24 protein-coding genes are annotated in these 23,805 nt (G+C 73.4%); 13 read left to right on the forward strand and 11 right to left on the reverse strand.

From position 1 onward, the window contains the following. Nucleotides 1-46: 46 nt before the first annotated feature. The 3 genes from ACFFHU_RS26060 (at nt 47) to ACFFHU_RS26070 (ending at nt 3,600) form a co-directional block, all read left to right on the forward strand. Nucleotides 47-1,231, forward strand: a complete 1,185-nt coding sequence (locus tag ACFFHU_RS26060; protein WP_377342896.1) for a sensor histidine kinase — start codon at nt 47-49, stop codon at nt 1,229-1,231. Then, nucleotides 1,228-1,932, forward strand: a complete 705-nt coding sequence (locus tag ACFFHU_RS26065) for a response regulator (RefSeq protein ID WP_377342897.1) — start codon at nt 1,228-1,230, stop codon at nt 1,930-1,932. The genes ACFFHU_RS26060 and ACFFHU_RS26065 overlap by 4 nt, the downstream gene beginning before the upstream one ends. 138 nt (nt 1,933-2,070) lie before the next feature. Next, on the forward strand, nt 2,071-3,600 hold the full coding sequence (locus tag ACFFHU_RS26070) for an MDR family MFS transporter (protein ID WP_377342898.1): 1,530 nt from the start codon (nt 2,071-2,073) through the stop codon (nt 3,598-3,600). Nucleotides 3,601-3,787: 187 nt separating this feature from the next. Here ACFFHU_RS26070 and ACFFHU_RS26075 read toward each other — a convergent pair whose 3' ends face one another. Further along, complete coding sequence (locus ACFFHU_RS26075) at nt 3,788-4,924, reverse strand: hypothetical protein (protein WP_377342899.1); 1,137 nt, start codon at nt 4,922-4,924, stop codon at nt 3,788-3,790. Nucleotides 4,925-5,088: 164 nt separating this feature from the next. Further along, nucleotides 5,089-6,327 (reverse strand): MFS transporter, encoded by a 1,239-nt coding sequence (locus ACFFHU_RS26080; RefSeq protein ID WP_377342900.1) that lies wholly within the window; start codon nt 6,325-6,327, stop codon nt 5,089-5,091. A gap of 112 nt (nt 6,328-6,439) precedes the next feature. On the opposite strand from ACFFHU_RS26080, the gene ACFFHU_RS26085 reads away from it, so the two are divergent. Then, nucleotides 6,440-6,856 carry a GNAT family N-acetyltransferase gene (locus ACFFHU_RS26085; RefSeq protein ID WP_377342901.1) on the forward strand — a complete coding sequence of 139 codons (417 nt, stop codon included), beginning with the start codon at nt 6,440-6,442 and terminating at the stop codon, nt 6,854-6,856. Then, nucleotides 6,853-7,428 carry an AAA family ATPase gene (locus tag ACFFHU_RS26090; RefSeq protein ID WP_377342902.1) on the forward strand — a complete coding sequence of 192 codons (576 nt, stop codon included), beginning with the start codon at nt 6,853-6,855 and terminating at the stop codon, nt 7,426-7,428. The genes ACFFHU_RS26085 and ACFFHU_RS26090 overlap by 4 nt, the downstream gene beginning before the upstream one ends. Nucleotides 7,429-7,478: 50 nt before the next feature. Here the strand turns inward: ACFFHU_RS26090 and ACFFHU_RS26095 are convergent, their stop codons facing one another. Next, on the reverse strand, nt 7,479-8,102 hold the full coding sequence (locus tag ACFFHU_RS26095; RefSeq protein WP_377342903.1) for an HIT family protein: 624 nt from the start codon (nt 8,100-8,102) through the stop codon (nt 7,479-7,481). Between the two features lie 97 nt (nt 8,103-8,199). On the opposite strand from ACFFHU_RS26095, the gene ACFFHU_RS26100 reads away from it, so the two are divergent. Together ACFFHU_RS26100 and ACFFHU_RS26105 are read left to right on the forward strand one after the other, a co-directional pair. Further along, nucleotides 8,200-8,820, forward strand: coding sequence for a TetR/AcrR family transcriptional regulator (locus ACFFHU_RS26100; protein WP_377342904.1), 621 nt, complete (start codon nt 8,200-8,202; stop codon nt 8,818-8,820). Nucleotides 8,821-8,946: 126 nt separating this feature from the next. Further along, nucleotides 8,947-10,446 (forward strand): FAD-dependent monooxygenase, encoded by a 1,500-nt coding sequence (locus ACFFHU_RS26105; RefSeq protein WP_377342905.1) that lies wholly within the window; start codon nt 8,947-8,949, stop codon nt 10,444-10,446. A gap of 57 nt (nt 10,447-10,503) precedes the next feature. On the opposite strand, the gene ACFFHU_RS26110 is transcribed toward ACFFHU_RS26105, so the two are convergent. From ACFFHU_RS26110 to ACFFHU_RS26120, 3 genes are all read right to left on the reverse strand, one after another. Then, nucleotides 10,504-11,430, reverse strand: coding sequence for a phosphotransferase family protein (locus ACFFHU_RS26110; protein WP_377342906.1), 927 nt, complete (start codon nt 11,428-11,430; stop codon nt 10,504-10,506). A gap of 100 nt (nt 11,431-11,530) precedes the next feature. Further along, nucleotides 11,531-11,953 (reverse strand): OsmC family protein, encoded by a 423-nt coding sequence (locus tag ACFFHU_RS26115; RefSeq protein ID WP_377342907.1) that lies wholly within the window; start codon nt 11,951-11,953, stop codon nt 11,531-11,533. A 77-nt stretch (nt 11,954-12,030) separates the two neighbouring features. Continuing rightward, on the reverse strand, nt 12,031-12,510 hold the full coding sequence (locus ACFFHU_RS26120) for a GNAT family N-acetyltransferase (protein ID WP_377342908.1): 480 nt from the start codon (nt 12,508-12,510) through the stop codon (nt 12,031-12,033). A gap of 157 nt (nt 12,511-12,667) precedes the next feature. Here ACFFHU_RS26120 and ACFFHU_RS26125 point away from each other — a divergent pair, with 157 nt between their 5' ends. After that, entirely contained in the window at nt 12,668-14,026 is a 1,359-nt protein-coding gene (locus ACFFHU_RS26125; RefSeq protein ID WP_377342909.1) for an MFS transporter, read from the forward strand. Between the two features lie 5 nt (nt 14,027-14,031). On the opposite strand, the gene ACFFHU_RS26130 is transcribed toward ACFFHU_RS26125, so the two are convergent. Next, nucleotides 14,032-14,892, reverse strand: coding sequence for an oxygenase MpaB family protein (locus ACFFHU_RS26130; RefSeq protein ID WP_377342910.1), 861 nt, complete (start codon nt 14,890-14,892; stop codon nt 14,032-14,034). A gap of 125 nt (nt 14,893-15,017) precedes the next feature. Here ACFFHU_RS26130 and ACFFHU_RS26135 point away from each other — a divergent pair, with 125 nt between their 5' ends. Further along, nucleotides 15,018-15,662, forward strand: a complete 645-nt coding sequence (locus ACFFHU_RS26135) for a GNAT family N-acetyltransferase (protein WP_377342911.1) — start codon at nt 15,018-15,020, stop codon at nt 15,660-15,662. A gap of 25 nt (nt 15,663-15,687) precedes the next feature. Here the strand turns inward: ACFFHU_RS26135 and ACFFHU_RS26140 are convergent, their stop codons facing one another. Next, nucleotides 15,688-16,734, reverse strand: a complete 1,047-nt coding sequence (locus ACFFHU_RS26140) for an aldo/keto reductase (RefSeq protein ID WP_377342913.1) — start codon at nt 16,732-16,734, stop codon at nt 15,688-15,690. Between the two features lie 73 nt (nt 16,735-16,807). On the opposite strand from ACFFHU_RS26140, the gene ACFFHU_RS26145 reads away from it, so the two are divergent. From ACFFHU_RS26145 to ACFFHU_RS26155, 3 genes are all read left to right on the forward strand, one after another. Beyond that, complete coding sequence (locus ACFFHU_RS26145) at nt 16,808-17,713, forward strand: LysR family transcriptional regulator (RefSeq protein ID WP_377342914.1); 906 nt, start codon at nt 16,808-16,810, stop codon at nt 17,711-17,713. An 81-nt stretch (nt 17,714-17,794) separates the two neighbouring features. After that, nucleotides 17,795-18,028 carry a tautomerase family protein gene (locus ACFFHU_RS26150; RefSeq protein ID WP_377342916.1) on the forward strand — a complete coding sequence of 78 codons (234 nt, stop codon included), beginning with the start codon at nt 17,795-17,797 and terminating at the stop codon, nt 18,026-18,028. A gap of 210 nt (nt 18,029-18,238) precedes the next feature. Beyond that, nucleotides 18,239-19,945 carry a hypothetical protein gene (locus ACFFHU_RS26155; protein ID WP_377342917.1) on the forward strand — a complete coding sequence of 569 codons (1,707 nt, stop codon included), beginning with the start codon at nt 18,239-18,241 and terminating at the stop codon, nt 19,943-19,945. A gap of 110 nt (nt 19,946-20,055) precedes the next feature. Here the strand turns inward: ACFFHU_RS26155 and ACFFHU_RS26160 are convergent, their stop codons facing one another. The 3 genes from ACFFHU_RS26160 to ACFFHU_RS26170 form a co-directional block, all read right to left on the reverse strand. Next, nucleotides 20,056-20,628, reverse strand: coding sequence for a hypothetical protein (locus ACFFHU_RS26160; protein WP_377342918.1), 573 nt, complete (start codon nt 20,626-20,628; stop codon nt 20,056-20,058). An 80-nt stretch (nt 20,629-20,708) separates the two neighbouring features. Further along, on the reverse strand, nt 20,709-22,169 hold the full coding sequence (locus tag ACFFHU_RS26165) for a hypothetical protein (protein WP_377342919.1): 1,461 nt from the start codon (nt 22,167-22,169) through the stop codon (nt 20,709-20,711). 88 nt (nt 22,170-22,257) lie between these two features. Beyond that, entirely contained in the window at nt 22,258-23,109 is an 852-nt protein-coding gene (locus ACFFHU_RS26170) for an ATP-grasp domain-containing protein (protein ID WP_377342920.1), read from the reverse strand. Nucleotides 23,110-23,306: 197 nt separating this feature from the next. Between ACFFHU_RS26170 and ACFFHU_RS26175 the strand changes: the two genes are divergently transcribed. Beyond that, entirely contained in the window at nt 23,307-23,801 is a 495-nt protein-coding gene (locus ACFFHU_RS26175) for a PaaI family thioesterase (protein WP_377342921.1), read from the forward strand. Nucleotides 23,802-23,805 lie beyond the last annotated feature (4 nt).

Genomic DNA, 23,805 nt, shown 5'->3' on the forward strand with positions numbered 1-23,805 from the left:
GCCGGGGCGAGGCGCATCGGCCCGCTCCGCGATTACGCTGCGCGGTGTGACCCGTCGCAGTCTCGCCGCCGACCTGGGCGTCGCGCTGTTGGTCCTCGCCCTGTCGCTGGCCGTGCTGGCGGCCGGCGGGCTCGGCACCGCGTCGCCGGAGGCCGTCCCGCTGGACGGAAAGGGGGTGGCCCTCGCGCTGGCCGCCTCGCTGCCGCTCGCGGGCCGCCGTCGCGCGCCGCTGACCGCCTACCTGGTCGTCGCCGTCGGCACCGGACTGCTGCTCTGGCAGCACTATCCGCTGGACTTTCCGTTCGGCTGCGTCCTGGCCGTTTACACCGTGGCCGCCGCGTACGGCGGTGACCCGCGCCGGGCCCTCCGCTGGGGCACGCGGGTCGTCGTGGGTGCGTTCGTCCCGGTCGCCGCCACCACCTACGCGGCGGCCGGCTACTGGGCCGACGGCATGCTCGCCGGCATCCTGTTCTGGGCGTTGACCTTCGCCGGGGCCTGGTTGGCCGGCGACCTGAGCCGCGTCCGGCGGGAACGGCTGCTGGAGCTTCAGGAGCGGGCCGAACGCAACGATCGGGAGACGGAACGGGAGCGACGGCTGGCCGCCGCCGAGGAACGCACCCGCATCGCCCGGGAACTGCACGACTCGGCGGGGCACGCCATCAACGTCATCCTCGTCCAGGCCGGAGCGGCCCGACTGCTGCACGAGCGAGCGCCGGACCGGTCCCTGGACGCGATTCGCATCATCGAGCGGGTGGCCCGCGGCACCATCGAAGAGATCGACCGGCTGGTGCACGCGTTGCGCGCGGGGGACGCCGACGGGACCCCGGAGGTCCCGGCCGATCCCGCCGCCCTGGAGGAGCTGCTCGACGCGCACCGGGCGGACGGCCTGCGCATCGCCACCGACCTGCGCGGGACCCGAGTGGCGTTGCCGCGCAGTGTGGCCTGGGCGGCGTACCGCATCCTGCAGGAGTCGTTGACCAACGCGGCGCGGCACGGCGAAGGCAGCGCCGCGGTGACGGTCGCGTTCAGCCCGGCCGAGGTGGAGATCAGTGTCAGCAACCCGGTCCGGGCCGTCCGCGCCCCGGCCGAGAACCCGGCCGGCCGGAGCGGACACGGCATCGTCGGCATGCGCGAGCGGGCCACCCTGCTGGGCGGGAGCCTGGACGTCCGCGTCACCGACGGCACCTTCCGGCTGCGTGCGTCGCTACCGTACGAGGAGCCCGTCCGATGACCGCCGTACGGGTCCTCATCGTCGACGACGACGAGCTGATGCGCGCCGGATTGCGCGCCATCCTCGGCACGGACGACACGATCAACGTGATCGCGGAGGCCGGGGACGGCCGCGACGCGGTCCAGGCCGTCCGGCTGCATGCCCCGGACGTCGTGCTGATGGATGTCCGGATGCCCGCCATGGACGGCGTCGCGGCCACCCGTGCCGTGCTCGAAGAGGCCGGCCAGGCGCGGGTCCTGATCCTCACCACGTTCGAGGACGACGAGTACGTGTTCGGCGCGCTGGCCGCCGGCGCCTCCGGGTTCGTACTCAAGCGCATCCGGCCGGAGGACCTGATGGCCGCCATCCACGCCGTGGCGGCGGGGGATTCGCTGCTGTCCCCCTCGGTGACGCGCAAGGTCATCGAGCGGGCCGCCCGGGAGGGCGCTCCACCGGACCCGGCGCTGGTCCGCCGGTTGCAGCTGCTCACCCCGCGGGAACGCGACGTCCTGGCGCTCATCGGGCACGGCCTGTCCAACGGTGAGATCGCCGCAAAGCTGGTGGTGGAGGAATCCACCGTCAAGACGCATGTGAAACGCATCCTGGCCAAGCTGCACCTGCGAGATCGGGTCCAGGCCGTCGTCCTGGCGTACGAGACGGGCCTGGTGCATCCGGGCGGCCGCGACCGACCGTCCCGGCCGCCGGCGAAGAACGCCCCGTAGCGCAGGACGGCGAGCGGCGGGAACACTCGCCCGTCCGGCGGCAAGAAATCCTCGCCGGGACCGATGAGCTTTGCCGCCCCGACCGGTCATTGCTGGCAGACGCGCCGGACCGTCCCGCGCGATCACCTGGAGAATCCGATGACCGCCACCATGACCGAGTCCCTCGAGCGTCGCCCGGTCCCGGGCACCGACCCGCTGGCCGACGCCGACGGCCGCCGAGGCTCGCCGTACGCCGTGCTGCGCTGGCTGACCCTCGCGACCTTCGTCGTCATCCTCAACGAGACCCTGATGGTCAACGCGATCCCGCGGCTGATGGCGCAGTTCGCCGTCACCGCCGGCGCGGCCCAGTGGCTGTCGACCGCGTTCATGCTGACCATGGCCGTGGTGATCCCGGTGACCGGCTGGTTCCTGCAGCGCGCGACCACCCGCCAGGCGTTCACGGTCGCAATGGTCGCCTTCTGCGGCGGCACCCTGCTGGCCGCGGCCGCTCCGGCGTTCTGGGTGCTGGTGGTGGCCAGGATCGTCCAGGCCGCCGGGACCGCGGTCATGTTGCCGCTGCTGATGACCACCGTCATGACGGTGGTGCCGGAGCGCGACCGGGGACGGGTGATGGGCAACGTCACCCTCGCCATCTCGGTCGCGCCCGCGCTCGGCCCGACGGTGGCCGGGCTGGTCCTGCAGGTGACCGGCTGGCGGTGGCTCTTCCTCGTCGTGCTGCCCACCGCGGCCCTGGTCACCATCGCGGCTTTGCGCCGGTTGGACAACGTCGGCCAGCCGCGGCCCGGCTCGGTCGACGTGCTCAGCGTCGTGCTCGCCGCCGTAGGCTTCGGCGCGCTGGTCTGGGGGCTCAACGGCCTCGGCGCAAGCTCCGACGCGCCGGTCCCGCCGTGGGCGTCGGTCGTCGCCGGGATGGCGGCGGTGGGGTTGTTCGCCGTCCGCCAGCAGAGGCTTCAGCGCCGGCCGCGGGGACCGCTGCTGGACCTGCGCGCCCTCACCCACCGCACGTTCCGGATGGCGCTGGGTCTGCAGGCGGTGGCCTTCCTGACCATGATGGGCGCGATGATCCTGCTGCCGCTCTACCTGCAGGGACTGCGCGGCCTCACCCCGCTGCAGACGGGGCTGCTGGTCGCGCCGGGCGGGCTGGCCATGGGGCTGGCCGGGCCCCGCATCGGGCGTGCCTACGACCGGTGGGGCGCCCGGCCGCTGATCATCCCCGGAAGCGTCGCGGTCGCGGCCGGCCTGATCGGGCTGGGCCTGCTGGGCCGCTCGACGCCCCTGGCCGGCCTGGTCGGCTGGCACCTGCTGATCATGTGCGGTCTGGCCATGGTGATGCCACCGGCGTTCACGCTCAGCCTGGGCTCCCTGCCGGCCCGCCTGTACGCCCACGGCAGTTCGCTGCTGGGCACCGTTCAACAGGTCGCCGCCGCCGTCGGCACCGCGCTGTCGGTGGCCGTGCTGACCGCCCGATCGACGGCCCTCGTGGCCGCCGGCGCGGACCCCGCCGCCGCGGCGGTCAGCGGCTTCCGCTGGGCCTTCGCGGTCGCCGCCGTCCTGGCCCTGGGCACCGTCGGCATAGCGCTTCGCCTGCCCGGCCGCCCGACCCCACCGCAGGAGAACGCCGCGGCCGAGCGGGCTGACCTGGAACCGTCCACCACCGCATTCGAATAGACCGCCACTCGACCCGCCCCGGTCCGGGCTCCGACCGCCGCGGCGCGGAAAACCGGTCGACGATCCCGCCCCTGCTCGCGGCAGGCCCGTACACCTCATCGGTACGTGCCTGCCGCGAGCAGGACCACGGCGGTCAGCGGGACGCGGTCTTCACGTGGCGCCGGCGCCGGGGTTCACCCTGCTGCCGTCACCTGGTTCGTTCGAGCACACCGCCGAGGCCGACGCCGTTGCCCGAATAGGCGCCGCTACCCCAGAAGGATGTGGTGCCGGGAACATTGGCCAGGGCGTCGAGGCTTGGGTCGCTGCCGGCGACCTTCGGCCCGTACGCGACGCTCCACCGGCCGCCGGTGTAGCGCAGCAGCAGCGTGCCCGGGTACTCGATGTATGGCGGGATCGGGTTCGTGCCGCTGATCCACACATTGCCGTTGGCGTCACCGGCGATGGCGTACGTCCAGCCGGCCGCTGCCGGTCCGGCCACCCGTTGCCACGTGCTGCCGTTCCAGTGCAGGATGACCGGCTTGGCGTCGGAGTCGTAGTCCTGCGTGCCGACCGCCCAGGCGTCGGTCGACGAGCGGGCCCACACACCGGTCAGCCGGGCGCTCGAGATCGACGGCAGCGTCGCCACCCGCCACGCGCCGCCGACGCGCTGCACGATCATCGGTACCGGGTAGGGGGCGTCGGCCAGATACTCCTCCCCGGCGGCGAACACGCTGCCGTCCTTGGCGTTCGATACCCCTCGCAGAACGCCGCTGCGTCCCGCCGCGCCCGGCACCGCCACCCGATTGAACGCCCGGGCGTCGCCCTCGACGACGAGCGGCCCGGAGTTGTCGCCGCCGACGAGCACCGCCCGTCCGCCACCGGTGGCGGCCACGTCCAGCAGAGCCGGATACCCCGCCGAGGAGCCCAAGGGCGTGTGTGCCGTCCAGGTCTGGCCATCGAAGTGGCCGGCGTACGGCTCGCCGCCCTTCCTGATCCCCACCGTCCAGACGTCCGCAGCGCTCGCCGCGGACACCTTGGACAGTACGAACGCCTCGTGCGGCAGCCGACGCTCGGTCCACGTCCGCCCGTTCCACTGCAGCAACGCGTACGGCTGGTCGGTCGAGTATCCGGTGTAGGTCGACGCCTGGTAGCCGACCGCCCAGGCGTTGTTCGGGCCGGTGGCGGCAACGCCGGTCAACCGGCTGTCCGGGATCAGCGACGGCACCGTCGCCTCCCACGCCGACGTGGTGGCGGCTTGGCCCGACGTCGCCGGCAGGAGCATCGCGCCGGCCGCGACCGCGGCGAGCGTCGCGGCCGACAACCCGCGCCGTGTCAAAGATTCCATGATGGCCCTTCCCCGTTTTGGTAGCTGACCATCAGCATCGGGCTCGTCGACCCTCGGCGCGCACCCCGCTCGACGTCCGTAAGGGAGCCGTAAGGATGCCGTTCGATGCCCGTCGGGCGTTGCAAACCCATTGCGGAGGCGGCCGAGCGTTGCCACCGCCCAGGTCACACCCGGGCTTCGGCGGGCATCGGGGCGGCGTCGAGGGGCAGATCGCGCAGTCGGCGGATCGGGGTCGAGAGGTAGATGGCGGGGGACAGCACGGTCAGCGCCCCGAAGATCAGCAGGGTGGTGCGGGCGCCGAGCGGTCCGGCCAGGGCACCGGCCAGCAGCCCGCCGAGCGGGATGGCGCCCCAGGAGACGAATTTGACCGTGGCGATCACCCGCGACAGCAGGTCCGGCGGGCTGGCGAGCATCCGGTAGGTCCGGGTCGTGACGCTCAGCACCACCGAGGAGACGGCGAGCACGACGTTGCCGATGGCGAAGGCGAGGTAACCGGCCACGCCGGTGCCCAGCGGGATGATGAGCGCGCCGGCCACGCTGACGAAGGCGCCGACGATCAGGCCGCGGGCCGTGCCGACCCGGTCGGTGAACCGGGTCGTCACCGCGGCGCCGACGAGAGCGCCGAGGCCGTCGGTGGCCAGCAGCAGGCCGACCAGGTACGGCGGCGCGTGCAGGTCGCGGAAGAGGTAGTACGGCGACAGGGCCAGCAGCGCGCCGGCGACGAAGTTCGTCACGGTGGCGTCCCACATCGCCGGGCCGATGATCGGGTGCCGCAGCACGAAGTGCCAGCCCTCGCGGATCATGGTGGCCATCGGCGGCCGGTCGTCGGGCCGGCGCACCCGTCGGGCCGGCAGGGTACGCAGCAGCACGGCGGAGATCAGGTAGCTGACGGTGTCCACGAGCAGCGTCGGCACCGCCCCGAGCAGCTGCACGGCGAGGCCGCCCAGCGAGGGCCCGCCGAGCTGGGTGGCGGCGTGGGTGCCGGAGGTGAGGCTGTTGCGGGCCTGCAACTGCGTAGCCGGCACGATCTCCGGCAGGAAGGTCTGGTTGGCCACGTCGAACAGCACGTTGGCGAAGCTCACCACCAGAGCCACCGCGATCAGCTGGGCCACCGTCAGGACGTCGAACCACCACGCCAGCGGGATGGACGCGACGGTGAGGGCCCGGATCAGATCCAGCGCCACCTGCGTGCCACGCAGCGGCGTTCGCTGCACGATCACGCCGGCCGGCAGGCTGATCAACAGGTACGCGAGATAGCCGGCCGCCGTGATCAGGCCCATGTCGAAGGCGGACGCGTCCAGCACGGTCAGCGCGGTCAGCGGCAGCGCCACCCCGCCGACCGCGGAGCCGAGCTGGCTGGCGGTGCCGGCCGTCCACCAGCGCCAGAATGTAGTGAGTTTCATAAGGGAACTGACTCTAGCGGGCGGGGGGCGACGAGTCGACCTTCGTCCGGCGGGCCGGTCGGTGTACCAGCCGAGGCTCGCGATCCAGGCTCGGTCTGGCGCAGAATGGCGTGTGATCGATCGCGTTGGGGCTGACGACAGCGGGCTTTTCGAACGAGCCGTACGCACGTTCAACGGTTCGGTCGGCGGCGGCCTGGCGTATCTGCGAAGTCCGGGCGCGGTCGCGTTCGTCGCCTCCGACGGTGCCGAGGTCGTCGGCTGGTGCTGGGGATATCACCTGATCCGGCCGGATCGCTCTTCGATGCTCTACCTCCACCATCTCGAGGTGCGGCAGAGTCACCGGAAACGCGGCGTTGGCCGGGCCCTTCTGGAGGCTTTCATGCGGGCTGGCAAGTGTGCCGGCGCGACCAAGATGTTTCTGACCACGGGCCAGGCAAACGGGCCCGCGCGAGCGCTGTACGAGTCGATGGGCGGTGGCCTGGCCGAGCAGGGTCCCACGGTCAACTACTGGTTCCGGTTGCATCCGTGAATGACCCCGAGCCCGTCATGCACGAGCGTCCCTGGGCGCCGATCGAGCGTGCCCTCCTGCTTACCGGGGTTGCGGGGGTGGGCAAATCGACGGTGGCGGCGGCGGCCGGCGGGGTCCTCGCCGCAGCGGGCCACGTGACGGCCGTCGTTGACACCGACATGCTGGCCCAGTTCGGGCCGGCACCCGCGGCACACGGTCGGAGCGGCCAATTTTACGACGAGCTCAAGTGCGCCAACCTGGCGGCTGTGTGGGCCAACTTCAGCGCCGCCGGCGCCCGGTTCATCGTTGTGGCCGCGGTCATCGAGAGCGTGGCGCTGCGCGAGTGGTATGCCGAGAGCCTGGCCGGCTGCGACGTCCGCCTGGTCCGGCTCACCGCGGACGACGAAACCGTACGCAGCCGCCTGCGGCGACGCGACACGGGCCCGAAGCTTGACCGGCACCTCGGGGCGCTGGACCAGTACGACCGCGCGCCGGCCGCACCTCCAGTCGAGGACTTCGCTATCGTCAATGACCGTTCCGCCGTCGACGTGGCCAAAGATGTCCTGGTCCGTGCGGGCTGGATGACCAGCTGAGCAACGCCAGGGTGGTTCCAGGGTGCCGCGTGGCTGCCGCGAGCGGGCGGTCAGGCGGGCGGTGCGGCGGTGGTCGGCCGATGGCCCCCGTGCGAGGCGACCAGCGCGTCGGCGACGGTGTTGGCGTCCGCCTCGGCCACCTCCGCGGGATACTCCGGCAGCAGGTCGTCCCAGACGACCAGCCAGGAGCCGAAGAGCTGCGCCTGACCCTCGGGCCGCGCGAAGAACCAGACATGCAGGTGGGCGGCGCCGTCGCCGAAGCGGTACACGTGGGCCCGCGAGATGTGCGGCAGGGCCTGCACGTGCCGCGCGATCCGCGTGGTCAGCAGCCCCAACTCGGCGGCGAGGTCGTCGGGCAGGTCCGCCAGGTCATGGTGGTCGCGCGGATACAGCATCAGCACCAGCGGTACGCCCACCCCCGGGACGCGGGTCAGCCGCCAGTGATCGTTGATCCAGATGCCCTCGTCGCGCTTCGGGCAGATCTGGCAGTCCGCCGGATCCTCGCCGTGCCGGGCGGGCTCGGGCAGCACCGGTGGGCGTAGCGGCGCGACGCGCAGCCCATCCTGTTCGAACGGGCTGATCTCCCAGCCGGTCATGCGGGCCAGCGGAAGCCGCCGCTCGCTGTCGGCGACATTCACCGCGTGGTCATAGAACTCGTCCGGGCGCAACGCCATGGCGCGAGCCTAGTACGAAAGATCAGCAGCCTTAGTCCGGCTAACTTTGCGTGCCCCGCATATTTGCGTGCTACGCAGGTTCTGCTAGCGTGGTGGCATGACGGGGTTGCGGGAGCGCAAGAAGGCCGAGACGCGGGCGGCGCTCGGCTGGGCCGCAATCCACCTCACCGCCGAGCGCGGATACGAGAACGTCCGCGTCGAGGACATCGCCGAGGCGGCCGGCGTCTCCCCGCGTACCTTCAACAACTACTTCTCCAGCAAGGCGGAGGCGATCGCCTACCGGCACCTCGACCGCAGCCTGCGCACCGCAGCCGCGCTGCGCGAACGCCCCGTCGACGAGCCGCTCTGGGCGGCGCTCACCGCGTCAGCGCTGGCCCAGTTCGCCCCCGGTCCGGAGGTGGCGGCGATGCCCACGCCCGCACATGCCCAATGGGCCGCCGGCATCCGAGCCATGATCGCCGAGCCCGCGCTGCAGGGCGAGTGGCTGCGGGCCGCCGCGATCGCCGAGGCCGACTTGGCCGCCGCGGTGGCCGAGCGCACCGGGACCGACCTCGCCCACGACATCTATCCGAGACTCGTCGCGGCTGCCGTCAGCGCGGCCGTCACCGTCGCCATGCAGCACTATCTGGACAGCGCCGACCCGCCCACCCCGATCGAGCCCATCGTCACCGACGCCTTCGCCCAGTTGGCCGCCGGCCTCCCCGCGCCGCCGCGCTGACGCCCTCCGCGCCGAGACTCCAGGCACAGCCCGCACCCGCACCTCCAGCCGCGTCGCATCCCGCGCCGGGCCGGCCCACGCCGCGCCGGTCGTGGCGATGACGCACGCCTCGAAGGGAGTAGGACCATGATCGACGTCGTCATCGTCGGAGCCGGCCCCAACGGCCTCATGCTCGCCTGCGAACTGGCCCTCGCCGGCGTACACCCGGTCGTCCTCGAACGCCACCCGGCGCCCACCGGCGAGCCGCGCGCCAACGGCATCGTCGGCCAAGCCGTCCGGCTGCTCGACCGGCGGGGCCTCTATACCCGGCTCAGCGGCGAGAGCACCCCGCCGTCGCCCCTGCCACGGTACGTCTTCGCCGCCTTCCCGCTGGATCTCACGATGCTCGCGGAGAACCCGCAGTATGCCCTCGGCGTGCCGCAGGCCCAGCTCGAGGCCACCCTCGCCGCCCGGGCCGCGGAACTGAAGGTCGACCTGCGCCGCGGCCACGAGGTCGTCGACCTCCACCAACGGCCCGACGCGGTCGAGGTCAGCCTTTCCGACGGTACGACCCTCACCTGTCGCTTCCTCGTGGGCGCCGACGGCGGCCGCAGCGCGGTACGCCGACTCGCCGGCATCGAGTTCCCCGGCGTCACCGACGACCGGTCGGTCTCCCGTACCGGCACCGTGACCGTCCCGGCGTCCTTCCTCGACCCCGGGACCGGCGGCCTGCGCGTCCCCGGATTCGGCGTCGTTCCGCCGTTCCAGCACACCCGCACCGCCCGAGGCATGATCGCCTGGGCGCCGTTCCCCGGCCGCCCGGCGATCCTGAGCGCGACGGAGTGGCCGGACGCGCCCGTCGCCGACGAGGCTCCGATGGAGCTGGCGGAACTGCGGGCCAGTGTCGCCCGGGTGCTCGGCGCCGACATCCCCATCGGCGCGCCCGCCGGTCCCGGCATGCTGCGGCGGCTGACCGGCGGAAACACCCGCATCGCGGCCCGGTACCGCGCCGGTCGGGTGCTGCTGCTCGGGGATGCCGCACACGTACACCCCGCGATCGGCGGTCCCGGCCTCAACCTGGGCCTGCAGGACGCCGCCAACCTGGGTTGGAAGCTGGCCGCCACGGTGCGCGGCTGGGCGCCGCAGGACCTGCTCGACACGTACGAAACCGAACGCCGGCCCGTCGCCGAACGGGTCGTCATGTCCACCCAGGCACAGTCGGCGCTCATCGGCCCCGGCGACGAGATCACCGGTCTGCGCGAGTTGTTCGCCGAGCTGCTGCGCAAACCCGAGGTCACCGGGCACATCGCGGCCCTGATGTCCGGCGCGGACACCCGCTATCCGGCCGATCCCGGCGACCCGTTGGCCGGCCGCTGCGCCCCGGACGTGGTGGTGCACGCCGATCGCGGCCCGACCCGGCTGGCCGAACTGACCCGTACCGCCCGGCCGCTCCTGCTGGACGCCACGGGCGGCTACGTCGACGTCGTCGGGCCGTGGCGAGACCGGGTCGAGGTGGTCACCGGACCGCTGCACGGCACGACCGCCACCGCGTTGCTCGTCCGCCCCGACTGCTTCATCGCCTGGTCCGCCGGGGACGCCGGCACGCTGCGCGCTTCACTCACCCGGCACTTCGGCCTCCCGCGATGACCGGGAACACCGTCGGCCGGACCGGCTGGGCAGCGGTCCGGTCGGGCGGCGGTCAGGTCACCCGAGCATCGTCTCGAGCTCCGCAAGCCGGCCGAACATGTCGGGCAGGCCGCGCACGCCGTTGCGTACGGACTCGTGCGACAGCGCGAGGTCGGGTCCGGTGCTCGCCTCGACCCCGGCGAGGCAGCGCAGGACGTTCCACCTGGTGAATCCGAGCCAGCCGCCGATCAGGTAGACGAACCAGCTCGGACCCCACGGCGGCAGCGTGCCGCCCGCCGCGGCGTACCCGTCGAGGACCGCGCGGAAGACGGCGGGCCGGACATCGTCGAAGCCCGGCCCCTTCGAGAGGCTCAGCGCCGTCGAGCCGAGCTCGCCGGACAGGTCGAGCATCCCCGACAGCTCCCAGTCGAGCAGCACCGGACGGCCCTCGCGGGCGAGCAGGTTCCACGGCTGGATGTCCCGGTGGGTCAGCACCATGGGACCCGGCCGTTCGCAGCCGGCCACGAACTGGGCGATCGCGAGAAGCGTCTCGACGGCGGCGGCCAGTTCGTCGGCCCACGGCTGCCCGGTCGCCACCGCCCGCTCTGCCAGCTCGGGCCAGTCCCGCGGCGTCGGATCCACCGCGAGCGGACCCGGGGTCCAGGGGACGTCGAGCGCGTGCAGGCGCGCGAGGATCTCACCGATCTCGAACGCGTACGCCCGCGACACCGGCGCCTCGGGGACCTTCTCGCCGTCGACCCACCGGTGGACGACCATGCGGTGGTCGGCCGAGATCGGCTCCGGCATCGGGACCCCGGCGGCGAAGGCGGCCCGCTCGAACCGGAACACCTCCTCGACCTCGTACGTCGGGCGGCCGTCGACGAGTTTCAACTCCTTCACCGCGAACGACCCCCGGTCGGTGTCGAGCCGGTACGTCCGGTTGGCGAACCCGCCGTGGACGCGGAGCAGCGGCCCGGTCGGCGTGCCGAGATGGGAAAGATCCACGCTGTCCGACCCTAGGGCTCGCCGCCCACCGGCGCACCGCCATTGCCCTGCGACACCGGCGTCCGGCCGCGCCGCGCACCGCGGGCGCCGCGCGGGCCGGTCAGCCGCGCCGGACCGGGGCACCGGCGCGGACCGCCCGGGGGATCTCGGCCACCTCGTCGACCCGATCGAGCAGCCGGCGAAGGTCCTCGGCAGCCGCGGGGGAGTCGAGGTCGACGCGGTAGGTGATGCCGGTGGAGGCCCAGGTGTCCGGGTCGAAGCCGCCCGAGGCCGCCACCCGCACCCCGTGGATGGGGATGCCCAGGCTGCCGGCTTCCCGGTAGATGTCGTTGAGGACGCAGCCGGCCGTGGCCAGGTGCAGCAGGTGGGCGCCGGTGAAGTCCGCTTCCACCGTCACGCCCTCGGTGGTCCATCGATGCGGGAACTGCGCCGCTTCGGCCCTGTTCGACCGGTACGAGCCGGCGCCGACCACCACCGCGAACTGGTCCACCGACCCCGCCCCCTCTCCGAGACCATCCGGCACCGCGCTCATTGTGGCCCGAGCCGACCGCGCTGGCCAGGCCGGTGATGTCCGCGCCGCCAGACTGCCGACAGCCCGACTCAGGCCCGCGGCGGACCGACGGCCCGGTCCAGCGTCACCGACCGGACGGCGAAGCCGTGCCGGGCGTAGAAGGCCAACGCCCGCTCGTTGGCCGCGTAGGCGGTGACGGTGGCCCGGTCGGCGCCGTGCTCGGCGGCCCAGGCCAGGAACGCCTCAACCAGGCGGGATCCCGTTCCGGCGGCTCGACTGCCCGGTTCGACGTAGAGGCTCTCCAGCTCGGCCACGCGGACCGGATGCACGCTGCCCGGACCGGACAGCCGCCCGACCAGGTGCCCGACGACCCGGTCGTCCTCACGGGCCAGCAACACGACGTTGTCACCGCTGAGCGCCCCGGCCGCGTACGCCTGGCCGGTGCGCTCGCTCCAGGTGACGTCGGTGGCGTCGGGGTCGTAGCGGGCGGCGTCGGTGGCCACCAGGGCGACCGCCGAGGCCAGGAACGCACCGGTGTCGGCCGGGGTCGCCACGTCGATGTGGATCACTGACTGATGCTATCGCCGCCGGACGCCGATGGCCCCTTCAAGGTGCGGCTCCTGGCCCGCCGCGCTCGCGCCGGCCGGGCCGACTCGGTGCTTGCTGTGTGCCGCGTCACCGGAAAATCGGACGACAACCATGTCCGGAAGCCGAAGAATCGCTGTGGTGTTAGCCGCCCTCCTGCGCCAGGTCCGTCCGCCGTCGCCGTTGGCCGGGCGGCTCGCCGGCCAGTCCCTGCTGTTCGCCCTCGGCGAGGGCACCTTCCTCACCGGGTCGGCGGTGTTCTTCACCCAGATCGTCGGGCTGTCCGCCGCCCAGGTCGGCCTCGGCCTGACCTGCGCCGGCATCGCCGCCTTCCTGGCGGCGCTGCCGATGGGCAAGTTGGTCGACCGGTACGGGCCGAAGAAGATGTGGGCCGTCAGCGCCGTCGGCCAGGCGGCCATGTTCGCGCTGTGGCCCCTGATCACCGACTTCCGCGGCTACCTCGTCATGGCCATCGGCATGGAGGTCATCGGCGCGCTCGGCAACGCCGCGCACGGGGCGTACACGATCGATGTCCTGCCCCCCGACCAGCGGGTGAGGTCGCGGGCCTACATGTACTCGGCGCTCAACGTCGGCTTCACCCTCGGCTCCCTGGCCGGCGGCATCGCGCTGGCCTTCCACTCCAACGACGTCCTGCACGCCCTGCCCTGGTTCACCGCCGCGGCGTTCCTGGTCAACGCCGCCGCGATCACCCGGCTGCCGCGCGCCTCCCACGACGAGCGCACCGCCGAGGACCGCAAGGCGAAGGTCGCCGGGCCCGGTCCGCTGCGCAACCCCGGCTGGCTGCTCACCAACTTCTTCGGCGGGGTCTTCTGGACCAACCAGGTGCTGCTCAACGTCGTGATCCCGCTCTGGCTGGTGGAGAAGACCGACGCGCCGCGGGTGCTGCTGGCCTTCCTGTTCGGCACCAACACCGTGATGTGCATCTTCCTGCCGATGGTGACTTCCCGCGGCGTCAAGGACGTGCCGACCGCGCTGCGGGCGGTCCGGATCTCGTCGGTGTTCTTCGTGGTGTCCTGCCTGATCACCCTGGCCACCCACGACACCATCGGCTGGGTCACCATTGCCCTGGTCTGGCTGGGGCACGTGACCGTGACCGGGGCGGAGCTGTACCTGTCGGCCGCCAACTGGTCGTTCGAGGCCGAGCTGATGGACCCGCGGCGGCGGGGCGCCTACCAGGGGGCCGCCGAGCTGAGCAGCACCCTGGGCAGGGTGTGGGCGCCGGCGGTGTACACCTTCCTGGCCATGAACTGGGGCGCGAGCGGGTGGCTGCTGATCGCCGGCATCATCGTGGTGGCCACCGTCGCGGTGCACCCGTCGACCCGGCTGGCCCGGCGGTTCCTCGAGCGGCACGTTCCCGCCGACGTGCTGGCCGACGCCCGCGCGTCCAGCGAGCCCGAGCCGGACGTCGCGGTCGGGCCACCCTCGCTGATCAGCCCCGAGGAGCCGGTCCTGGATCCCACTCCCGGGCCCGTCCGCTGACGCTGTTAATCGGCCGGCAGGTAGGCGCGCCCGACGCGGTCCAGGTCGTACCCGTCCGGGTGGGTGGCGGTGACGATGCCGTCGGCCAGCCACGGTCGACGCCGGGGCGGTAGCAGGCGGCCGAGGCGCTGGCGCACCGTCAGCGCCGCCGACACCGCGGCACCCACCGTCCGGGGCGGGGCGCCGACGCCGGTCGCGGACCGCAGCTGTGGGTCGAGCAACGCGTCGGCCACCCGCGCGGCGGCCGGGGTGAGCCAGGCCGGCAGGTCGGCCAGCAGCTGCTTGGTGGCGGCCATCAACTCCGCCCCGGCCGGGCTGTAGCGCAGGTTCCGCCGCTCGTACGCCCGCAGCCGCCGCTCGGTGTCGGCATAGCTGTCGGGGATGTCGCGGATGTTCAGCCGGCGCCCCAGCTCGCGGTAGAAGGCGTGCGTCGCCGCGCGTTCGTGGCAGCAGACGGGCCGCCATCCGTACCGGTCGAGCCAGCGGGTCGGGATGACGATCAGCGTGGCCAGCACGTACAGGTGGTCCTCGTTGCCGACCGGCAGGCCGCGGTGGATGCGGTTGAGGCGGCGGGTGGCCCGCCGCCCGCGCGGATCGTCGAGGCCGTGCAGGACCAGCTCGTACATGAGGATGCCGGTGTCGTCGGCCCGGCGCCGGGTGTGGCCGGTCATCGTCCCGGTGGCCAGCAGGATCCCGGCCAGGCGGGGGATCGTGAAGGTACGCCAGAAGGCCAGCAGCAGGCCCATCCGCAGGTCCGCGGGAAAGTCCCACAGGGCCATGTTGCGGTAGATCGTCTCGTAGTCGCGGGCGGGATCCAGCCGGCGGGCCTGACGGACCCGGTCCAGACGGCCGGGATAGGCGAACATCTGTTGATTCTAGTCGGCGCCGGCACGGCCTCCGGGCACCCGCCGGTCGGGTCCGAACCGGGCCGGCGCCCTTGGCCCGCAAAACCGGATGCGTCCTCGCCGTCCGTGGGGTTGGCTGGCTGACCATGAAGAACTACCCGCTCCTGGACGTGCGCGTCAGCACGCCGACCCTGGAGCTGCGGGGCGCCACGGACGAGCTGCTGGACCAGCTCGCCGAGGTGGTGCGCGCCGGCAAGACCCACGCGGAACCGGCCCCGTACGACGATCCGATGTCGTTCTACGAGACCGACCCCGACCTGCGGGTGGCCAAATGGCTGCGGGCCATCTGGCGGCGCCGGGGCGCCGTCGAGCCGGACGCCTGGCGGCTCTACTTCGTGGTCATGGTCGACGGCCGTCCGGTGGGGGAGCAGACCCTGAGCGGGATGCACTTCGCCACCCTCGGCACGGTCGCGACCTTCTCCTGGCTGTCGGTCGACCTGCGTGCGAGGGGAGTCGGGCGGGAGATGCGGGAGGCGATCCTGCACCTCGCGTTCGACGGCCTGGGGGCCAGGGAGGCCAGCAGCGACGCGTTCGTGGACAACCCGGGCTCCAACGCGATCTCCCGACGCCTGGGCTACGAGCCCAACGGGTACGACTGGGGCACCCGTCGCGGGGAGCCCGGCCTGCTCAACCGGTGGCGCCTCACCCGGGACGCGTGGGAAACGCGACGCAGGGACGACATCCGGCTGCACAACATCGAAGCCTGCCACGCCCTCCTGCCGCTGTCCTGATCCGGTCAGGTGGCCCGCGACGCGGTCAGGAGCGGCCGCGGTCCAGCCGCGCGAGCGTCCCCAGACCCATCTGTTGCGCCAGCATCCGGTACGGGTACAGCTCCGGCGGCGACGTGTGGGCGGCCAGCCGGGCGTGCTCGGCCGCCGTCAGCGCGACGTCCGCCGCCGTGAGCAGGCCGTCGAGCTGGGCGAGGGTGCGGGGGCCGACGATCGGCGCGACCACGCCCTCGACCCCGAGCAGCCAGGCGAGCGCGATCTGCGCGATCGTCGCGCCCCTGTGGCGGGCGATCGCTGCCGCCTCGTTGACCGCGCGGAAGTTGCGCTCGACAGCGCGGCGGTGGCGCGCCTCCTCGAGGATGTCCGCTGCGCCGGCCATCCGCGAGCCCGCCGGTGGTTCGGCGTCGCGTGAGTACCTGCCGGTCAGGAAGCCGGCCCCGAGCGGTCCCCACGGGATCAGGCCGATGCCGGCGGCGCGGCAGAACGGCAGGACCTCCACCTCGATCGAGCGCTCCACGAGCGAGTACTGCGGCTGCAACGCGACGAACGGGGCCCAGCCGTTGCGGTCCTGCAGCCCGACCGCCCAGGCCAGCAGCCACGCCGGGAAGTTCGAGGCGCCGAGCGCCCGTACCTTGCCCGCCCGTACCAGGCCGTCCAGCGCCTCCAGCGTGTCCGCGAGCGGCGTGTCGGGGTCCGGCAGGTGGACCTGGTAGAGGTCGATCACGTCGACGCCCAGCCGCCGCAGGCTCGCGTCGCAGGCCGCGCGCACGCGGTCGGGCGCGAGGCCCCTTCCGGGTAGGTCGGAGACCGGCCGGCCGACCTTCGTGGCCACCACGACCTCGTCCCGGTGCGCGGCCAGCCACGGCGCGAGCGTGCGCTCGGACTCCCCGTCGCCGTACACGTCCGCCGTGTCCAGGAAGTTGCCGCCGGCCTCCAGGTAGCGGTCGAGCATCCGGTACGACTCGTCGCGTGGGGTCCGACCGCCCATGAACATCGTCCCGAGACCGAGCCGGGTCACCCGCAGCGGGCCGAGGTTCCGGGTGTCCAACAAGGACGCTTGGTGCTCCGTTGTCATGCCGGAAAGGCTAGAAGCCCGCCTATTGATGCGTCCAATGCGCAATTCGTTGTTGTCTCATACCGTCTTACGCATGATGTCGATCGCACAACGGCAGCTTCGCGCACTGCTCATGGTGGCGGACGAGCTGCACGTGGGTCGGGCGGCCGAGCGGCTCGGCGTCACCCAACCCGCGCTCAGCCGGCAGATCGCCGCCATCGAGAAGGACCTCGGGATGCCGCTCTTCTCCCGGGTACGACGGCGGTTCGCCCTCACCCCGGCCGGTGAGATCGTGGTGGCCGGAGCCCGCGAATTGCTTCGCCGAGGCGACGAAGTGATCCGCGAGGCCAGTCGCGCCCATGCCGGGGAGGTCGGCTCCCTTCGGCTGGGGTTCGTCCAGTCGGCGACCTACGAGGTGATCCCGCGACTGGTCAGCGCCTTCCGCGCCGCCCACCCGGACGTCGTCGTCAACGCGCGCGCCATGACGACCCTCGAACAGACCGAGGCGCTGCGCACCGGTCACCTCGACGCCGGCCTTCTCCGGCCGGTCGCGGCGCTGCCCGGGCTGACCACGAGGGTGATCTCCCGCGACCCGCTGGTGGTGGCCCTTCCGGCGACCCACCGGCTCGCGGGGCAAGAACAGGTTCCGCTCGCCGCCCTGGCCGACGAGCCGTTCCTGCTCTACTTCCGGGATTCGGGGCCGATCGTCCACGACACGATCATCGGGTGCTGCCTGGCCGCGGGCTTCAGCCCACGGATCGTGCAGGAGGCCCAGCTGCAGACCATTCCCGCGCTCGTCGCCGCCGGCCTGGGCATCTCCCTGCTCATCTCGCCAACGCCGCCGCACGATCCGAGCCAGGTCGTCTACCGCCCGATCCGGGACGACCTTCCGCTCTGGGACATGGCGCTGGCCTGGTCGGCGGGCAACCCGTCGCCGACCCTGGCCAGGTTCCTGGCCGTCGCGCAGGAGTTGAGCGCCCCGGGCGACGACGCGTCGTGACCCGACCCGACCTCACACGCGGCCTCACACGGCGACGCGCGACGGTGGTGTTCCGTTGGTGCGATCGTAGGGAGAGCAGCGATGCCGTTGGTCAACGTCCGCGTGATCGAGGGTGTGTTCACGCCGGAACAGAAGCAGGAAATGGTCAGGGCGATCACCGACACGATGGTGGCCATCGAGGGCGAGAGCCTGCGGCCGGTCACCTGGGTGCTCGTCGAGGAGGTGCGCAGTGGCGACTGGGGCATCGGGGGCAAGGGGCTCACCACCGAGGATGTGCACGCCCTGCAACGCCAGTCCGCCCCGGTCGCCGGCTGAGGTTCGGCCGTGCTGACGCCCCGGGTCCGGCTGCTGGGGCCGCCCCGCATCCTTCGCGGACCGGCGGGCTCGGCTGGCTCGGCGGGCTCGGCGGGCTCGGCGGGCTCGGCTGGCCCGGCGGGCTCGGCTGGCTCGGCGGGCCCGGCGGGAGGGGCGGCCGAGCCCGGCCCGGGCGCCGAGGGGCGGCCCCGGGGGCAGAAGTCGTGGGCGGTGCTGGCCCGCGTCGCGCTGTCGGAACGCCCGGTGGGCCGGGTGGAGTTGTCCGAGGAGCTGTTCGACGCTGCTGACGACCCGCTGGGCGCCGTGCGCTGGTGCCTGGCCGATCTCCGCCGCTGCCTCGACCGGCCGGAGCTGTTCCGCGGCGACCCGCTGGTGGTGCCGCGCGAGGCGATTTGGCTGGACGTGTGGGCGTTGTGGGATGGCGTACTGCCGGTGCCCGAGATCGGGGGCGTGCTGCTGGCCGGCGTCGAACCGCGGAACTGCCCGAGGTTCGACGCCTGGTTGATCGTGGCGCGGGGGGAGTGCGCCGCACGCGGCGCGGCCGAGCTGCGCCAGGCGGCGCTGCGACTGCTGGCGGCCGGGGACGCCAGGGCCGCGGCGGAGCCCGCCGGGCGGGCGGCCGGGTTGGATCCGCTGGACGAGGACGCGCAGGAACTCTTCCTGCACGTCCTCGTCGCCGCGGGCGAGCTGAGCACGGCCGCCGCGCGGCTCGCGTTGTGCGAGGCCACCCTGGTACGGGAGGGCATCCGGCCCTCGCCGGCGTTGCGCGCCGCGGTGACGCTCCCCGCGCCGTTGCCGCGGATCGGTGTCCGGGCCGGCCGGGTCGCCGCCGCGCTGCTCCGGGCCGGTCGGGCGGCGCTGGACGCCGGATCGGTCGACGCTGGCGTCGAGACGCTGCGCCGCGCCGCCGAGGAGGCCGAACGGTCCGGCGATCTCGAACTGCAGGCGGACGTGCTGCGTACCCTGGGCAGCGCGCTGGTGCACGCGGTCCGGGGGTTCGACGGCGAGGGCGCGGTCGTGTTGCACCGCGCGATGGCCGCGGCCCGCCGGGCCGGGTTGCCGGCTCTCGTCGGTGACGTTCTCCGGGAGCTGGCGTTCGTCGATCTGCAGGCCGGTCGGCACGCGCTGGCCGAACGGGCGCTGACGGAAGCGGCGGGGCTGGCCGAGCAGGCGGCCGACCGGGCGCTGAGCGCCGGCATCCTGGGCGCGCGTGGGATGAACCGGGCCGATCAGGGCCGGCACGCGGACGCCGCCGGCCTGTTGGCCGCCTCGGCGGAGCTGGCGGGCGCGGTCGGCAGCACCCGGCAGGCGGCCTGGTCGCACGGGGTGCTCGGCCGGTCGCTCCTGCTGGCCGGGCGGACCGGCGAGGCCCGGGCCGCGGTCGAACGCAGCATCGCCGCCTGCGACCGCGAGCGTTGGAACGCCTTCCGGCCATGGCCGCAGGCGCTGCGCGCCGAGTGCCTCGCCGGCGAGGGGAACATCGATGCGGCGCAGCAGGACGCGGAGGAGGCATTCGCGCTCGCCTGCGAGCTCGGCGACCCCTGCTGGGAGGGGATGGCCGCCCGGACGCTGGCGCTCAGCGCGCTGCGCGACGGCGACACCGACGCCGCGCAGGCGTGGATCCTGGACGCCCGGCGGCGCTGCGACCGGGTGCCGGACCGGTACGTGTGGGTCTCCTCCTACGTGGGCCTGGCCCAGCTGGAGATCGCTGCCCGGTGCCGCCCGGACCTTGTCGGCACCCTGGCGACCCGGCTTCGCGCCGACGCGATCCGCTACGACCTGCCGGAGTTCCTCGCCTGGGCGCTGGTCTACCAGGCGCAGGCCGGCGACAGCTCCGGCGTCGGCGTCGCGCGCTCACTGGCGTGGAACGTGACCAATCCCGCCCTGCACGACCGCCTGGCCGCCATCGCCGTCTGACGGGTGCGGCGGCCGTCGACCGGCCGCCGCACCAACCGGCGCACGTCGTGCGCCAGCCGCCGTCCAGGCCGTCGCCGTCAGCGCCACGACGGTGCGCGGTTACGGCCGCGTCAGACCGTTCCAGCGGTCCGCCGCTCCCGGCGTCCGGCGCCGAGCAGCACGGTCTGCTGGAGTTTCAGGCGGGCGAAGGACGCCTCGGCATAGCGGTGGAGTTCGGCGGCCGGATAGGCGATCACCGAGCCGTTGCGGGTGTGGTCGCCCTGCCGCCACTGTTCGACCGCGATCTCGTATCCGGACACGTGAGCGCACAGGTCCAGCAGGACGGGAGGCATGCTGGCCTCGATCAGCAGATCGGCCTTGCCGACCACCACATCCCGTACGGCGCGGATGTTCGGCATGAAGACGGCGGTGAACCAGAGCCGCCACTCGGCGCTCTCCTCGGCCGTGAGCTCCGCCTCGCCCCGGAACGGAGACCGTCCGTCGGGTCGCTGGTGGCGCCGGGAGAACTCCTCGAAGATGCGCCGGTTGGACTGGGTGAGCGCCAGGAGCGGCCCATAGAACTCGGCCAGCTGGCGGTTGACCCGGGACAGTCGCTCCTGCCGTTGGGCCAGGCGGAGGCCGTTCAGGTAGGTGGCGAGGTATCCGACGAACGCCAACGACACGGCAAGGACCGCGGCAGCCATGACCACACCCTAACGACCGCAGTCACCTGCCAAGATCACGGCCCGCGAGCCGGGTGGTCCCTCGCGGCGCACGGCGCCGGTCAGCCGCGGGCGCCGCCGAGGCCGAGCAGGACGGCGAGCCCGAGCGCGCTGCGCGGGGCGTACGGGACGCGCCACAGGCCACCGTGTGCCGCCGCGTACGCCTCGTCCTGCCACGGATGGTCCATCGCCGGCCGGTCGGCTCGCAGGTCGTGGACCAGCAGCGCGGCCATCAGGGTGTTGCTGGTGGCCGGCTCGAACACCTCGATGCCGAACCGGTGCGCCCCGGCGTAGGCGGCGGCCAGGGCCCGGTTGCGCAGCACCGATCGGGTACGGGTGGGCGGCGCCACGGTGAACGACACCCGTGCCCCGTCGGCCCGGTCGACCGCCGCGCGCCACCGCTGCAGCCGCTTGGCCAGCGCGTAGTTGGGGCCCTGCTGCGGCACGAGGCTGTCGTTGATGCCGGGGTCGGCGCCGGGCGGGTAGTTGCGGTGCAGCAGCCGCCCGCCGGACAGCGTGCGCAGGGTCCGGCGGCCCCACCCGCGGGCCGCGTAACCGCGTTCGGCGTGCCGCACCGCCGCTGCGGGTACGGCGAACACGTCGGTCGGGGTGGCCAGGAAGGCCAGCGCCACGTCCTCGCGGCGCTCCCGCAGTTGTCGGGTGAGCGCGTCCACCGCGGTGGCGACCCGCACGTTGGTGGCGCCGTCGGCGTAGACGTAGTTGCCCAGCACCAGCCGGCCGTCCATGCCGAGCAGCCAGTCCGCCACCTGCGGCAGCCCGTGCAGCAGGTCCGCGCCGGCCCGGCCGGCGAGCTGGGGATCGTCGGCCCGGGTGCCCGGTGGCACGGGCAGGCTTAGCCGGCCGGCGTACCGCTCGGTGGTGCGGATCAGGCGGCGCCAGAGGTCCGGACGGGGCAGGTCCACCGCGGTCACCTCGCCGCCCCAGCGCAGGATCGACGGCAGCGGACCCATCTCGGCGCCGGCGCCGAGCACCACGATCCGCTGGTCGCGCAGGTCCAGCCAGTCCGGGTTCGCCTGCACCGCCCGTACCGCCTCGGCGCAGGACGGCTCGATCACCCCGGCGTCGACCCACGCGTCCAGCCGGCGGCTCAGCTCGGCGCCGCGCAGCCGCTGCCCGCGGTACGGCAGCGACAGCTCGCGCTCGGGCACCCCGCCGCCGTCCAGGGTCGCGGTGGCCAGCGGCTCGCCGGCGGGGTCCCCGGCGAAGGCCTCGGCCAGGCCGACCTCGGCGCCGTCGGCCCGGACCACCCGCATCCGCGAGTGCAGCGCGGCCAGCCCGTCCCGGGCGATCGTCAGGGCCGACTCCCGGGACGGCAGTCCGGCCTCCACCAACCGCCGGAAGTGCGGCAGGTAGCCGTGCCGCCAGTTCGTCTCGTGCTCGGCCGACCGCGCGCCGACCGGATCCGCCGACCGCAGGGCGTCGGCCAACACCGCGCGGCCCAGCGCCGACGTGCTCCGCCCGCCCTCGGTCAGCGGAAAGACCACCCCGCTCGGCTCCGCCACGGCCACCCCTCTCGTCCCACGCCCGGTCGTGCCGCCACTCTGCCCGATCGGCGGCCGGCCCGCAGCGCGACCACCGGACCGGCCCGGATCAGCCAGGTTCCCCCACCAGCGCCGCGATGAGCGCGGATGGCGCGACGCTGTTGGGGCGATCGCTGACCTGCCCGTCCCCGACCTCCACGACCCGCCACGCGCCGTCGGCGCGCAGCGCCAGGTCCACCGTCACGAACGGCAGGTTCAGCGCGCCGACCAGCGGGGTGAGCCAGTCCAGGTCGAGTCGCTGCGGCGGCCGGTCGTGTGGGGTGTCCGGGTGTGGCCCCACCAGGGCGCACCGGCCAGCCACCCACCAGGTCCGCACCTCGGCCGAGGTGAAATCCTCGAATTCGCGCAGCACGAATCCGCCCACGAAGTCATCCTCGCGCAACTGCCGGAAGCGGTTGGCGACCTTCCAGGCGGCGTCCGCGTCGCCCAGGTCCGGGATGAACGCCGCCTCGTCCCAATGGTGCTTCATCGACTTGACGTGGTCGCGCAGGACCGCCGGGCCCGCGTCCAGGGCGCGCCGGGCCCGGTCGAAGTCCGTCCGGTCCGTGCCCGTGGTCCATGCCGAGCGCGGGGTGACGGCGGTCAGCGCGGGATACCAGCCGGGGAACTCGTGCGCCCGCTGATAGTTCCCGACAGTCGTACGGAGCGTTACGCCGCGCCGGGCGAGCGCGTCGACGAAACCGCCGTACTGTTCACTGCGCAGCATCCACCCGCGGTAGACGGCCGTGTCGCCGGCGGGTACGGCCGCCACCGCCCGGTCCGCGCCGTCGGACCGAGCCAGCGCGTCGTGATCGACCACGGCGACGGTGAGGCCGGCCTCTCGGGCCGCCGACGCCTCCGGCGCGAAGTGCTCGTCTGGACGGCGTGGCCGCAGCGGGTCGCCGGGAATGAGGAGCATCATCCGCCCGATGCTGCCCGACCCCTGGGACGACCTCCACCTGTTATCCGAATGCTGAAGGTCGCGCCTCCCGCGTTCGGGTCAGCCGCCGACGTGGACGCCGGGCCGGCGCCGTGTTGACCGCGAAGCCGACGAAGGGTAGGAACTGGACGACAACGACCTGCGCGAGGTCGGGCATCGCTGTGAGGGAGGCAATGCCAGTGCACACACCGGCGCCGAACCTGCCGTCGGCGGAACCCACCGACGACCGACCGCTGCCGCCAGGAGTCACCGTCGACCTCGCGCGACGGGCACTGGCGGAACAGCCGTTCAGCGTGCTGCTGGGCGCGCGTCTGGTCAGCTTCGGTAGCGGACAGGCCGTCCTGGAGGTGCCGATCCGTGACGATCTCAGGCAGCAGAACGGACACGTTCACGGCGGTGTGCTGGCGTACGCCGCCGACAATGCGCTGACCTTCGCCGGGGCCTCGGCCCTCGGCGCCGCCGTTCTCACCGGTGGCTTCACCATCACGTACATGCGCCCGGCCGACGGCCGGCTCTTGCGGGCGCATGCGACCGTGCTGCAGGCCGGTCCCCGGCAGGCGGTCTGCCGGTGCGATCTCACCGTCGTGGGCGATGGGGGCGAGGTGCTGTGCGCGGCGGCGCAGGGAACCATCGTCCTGCCCTCCGCCGCGGCGAGGCGCCCGACGAGCCCGTGAACCG

The organism is Plantactinospora siamensis, from assembly GCF_042434095.1.
GTDB lineage: Bacteria > Actinomycetota > Actinomycetes > Mycobacteriales > Micromonosporaceae > KBS50.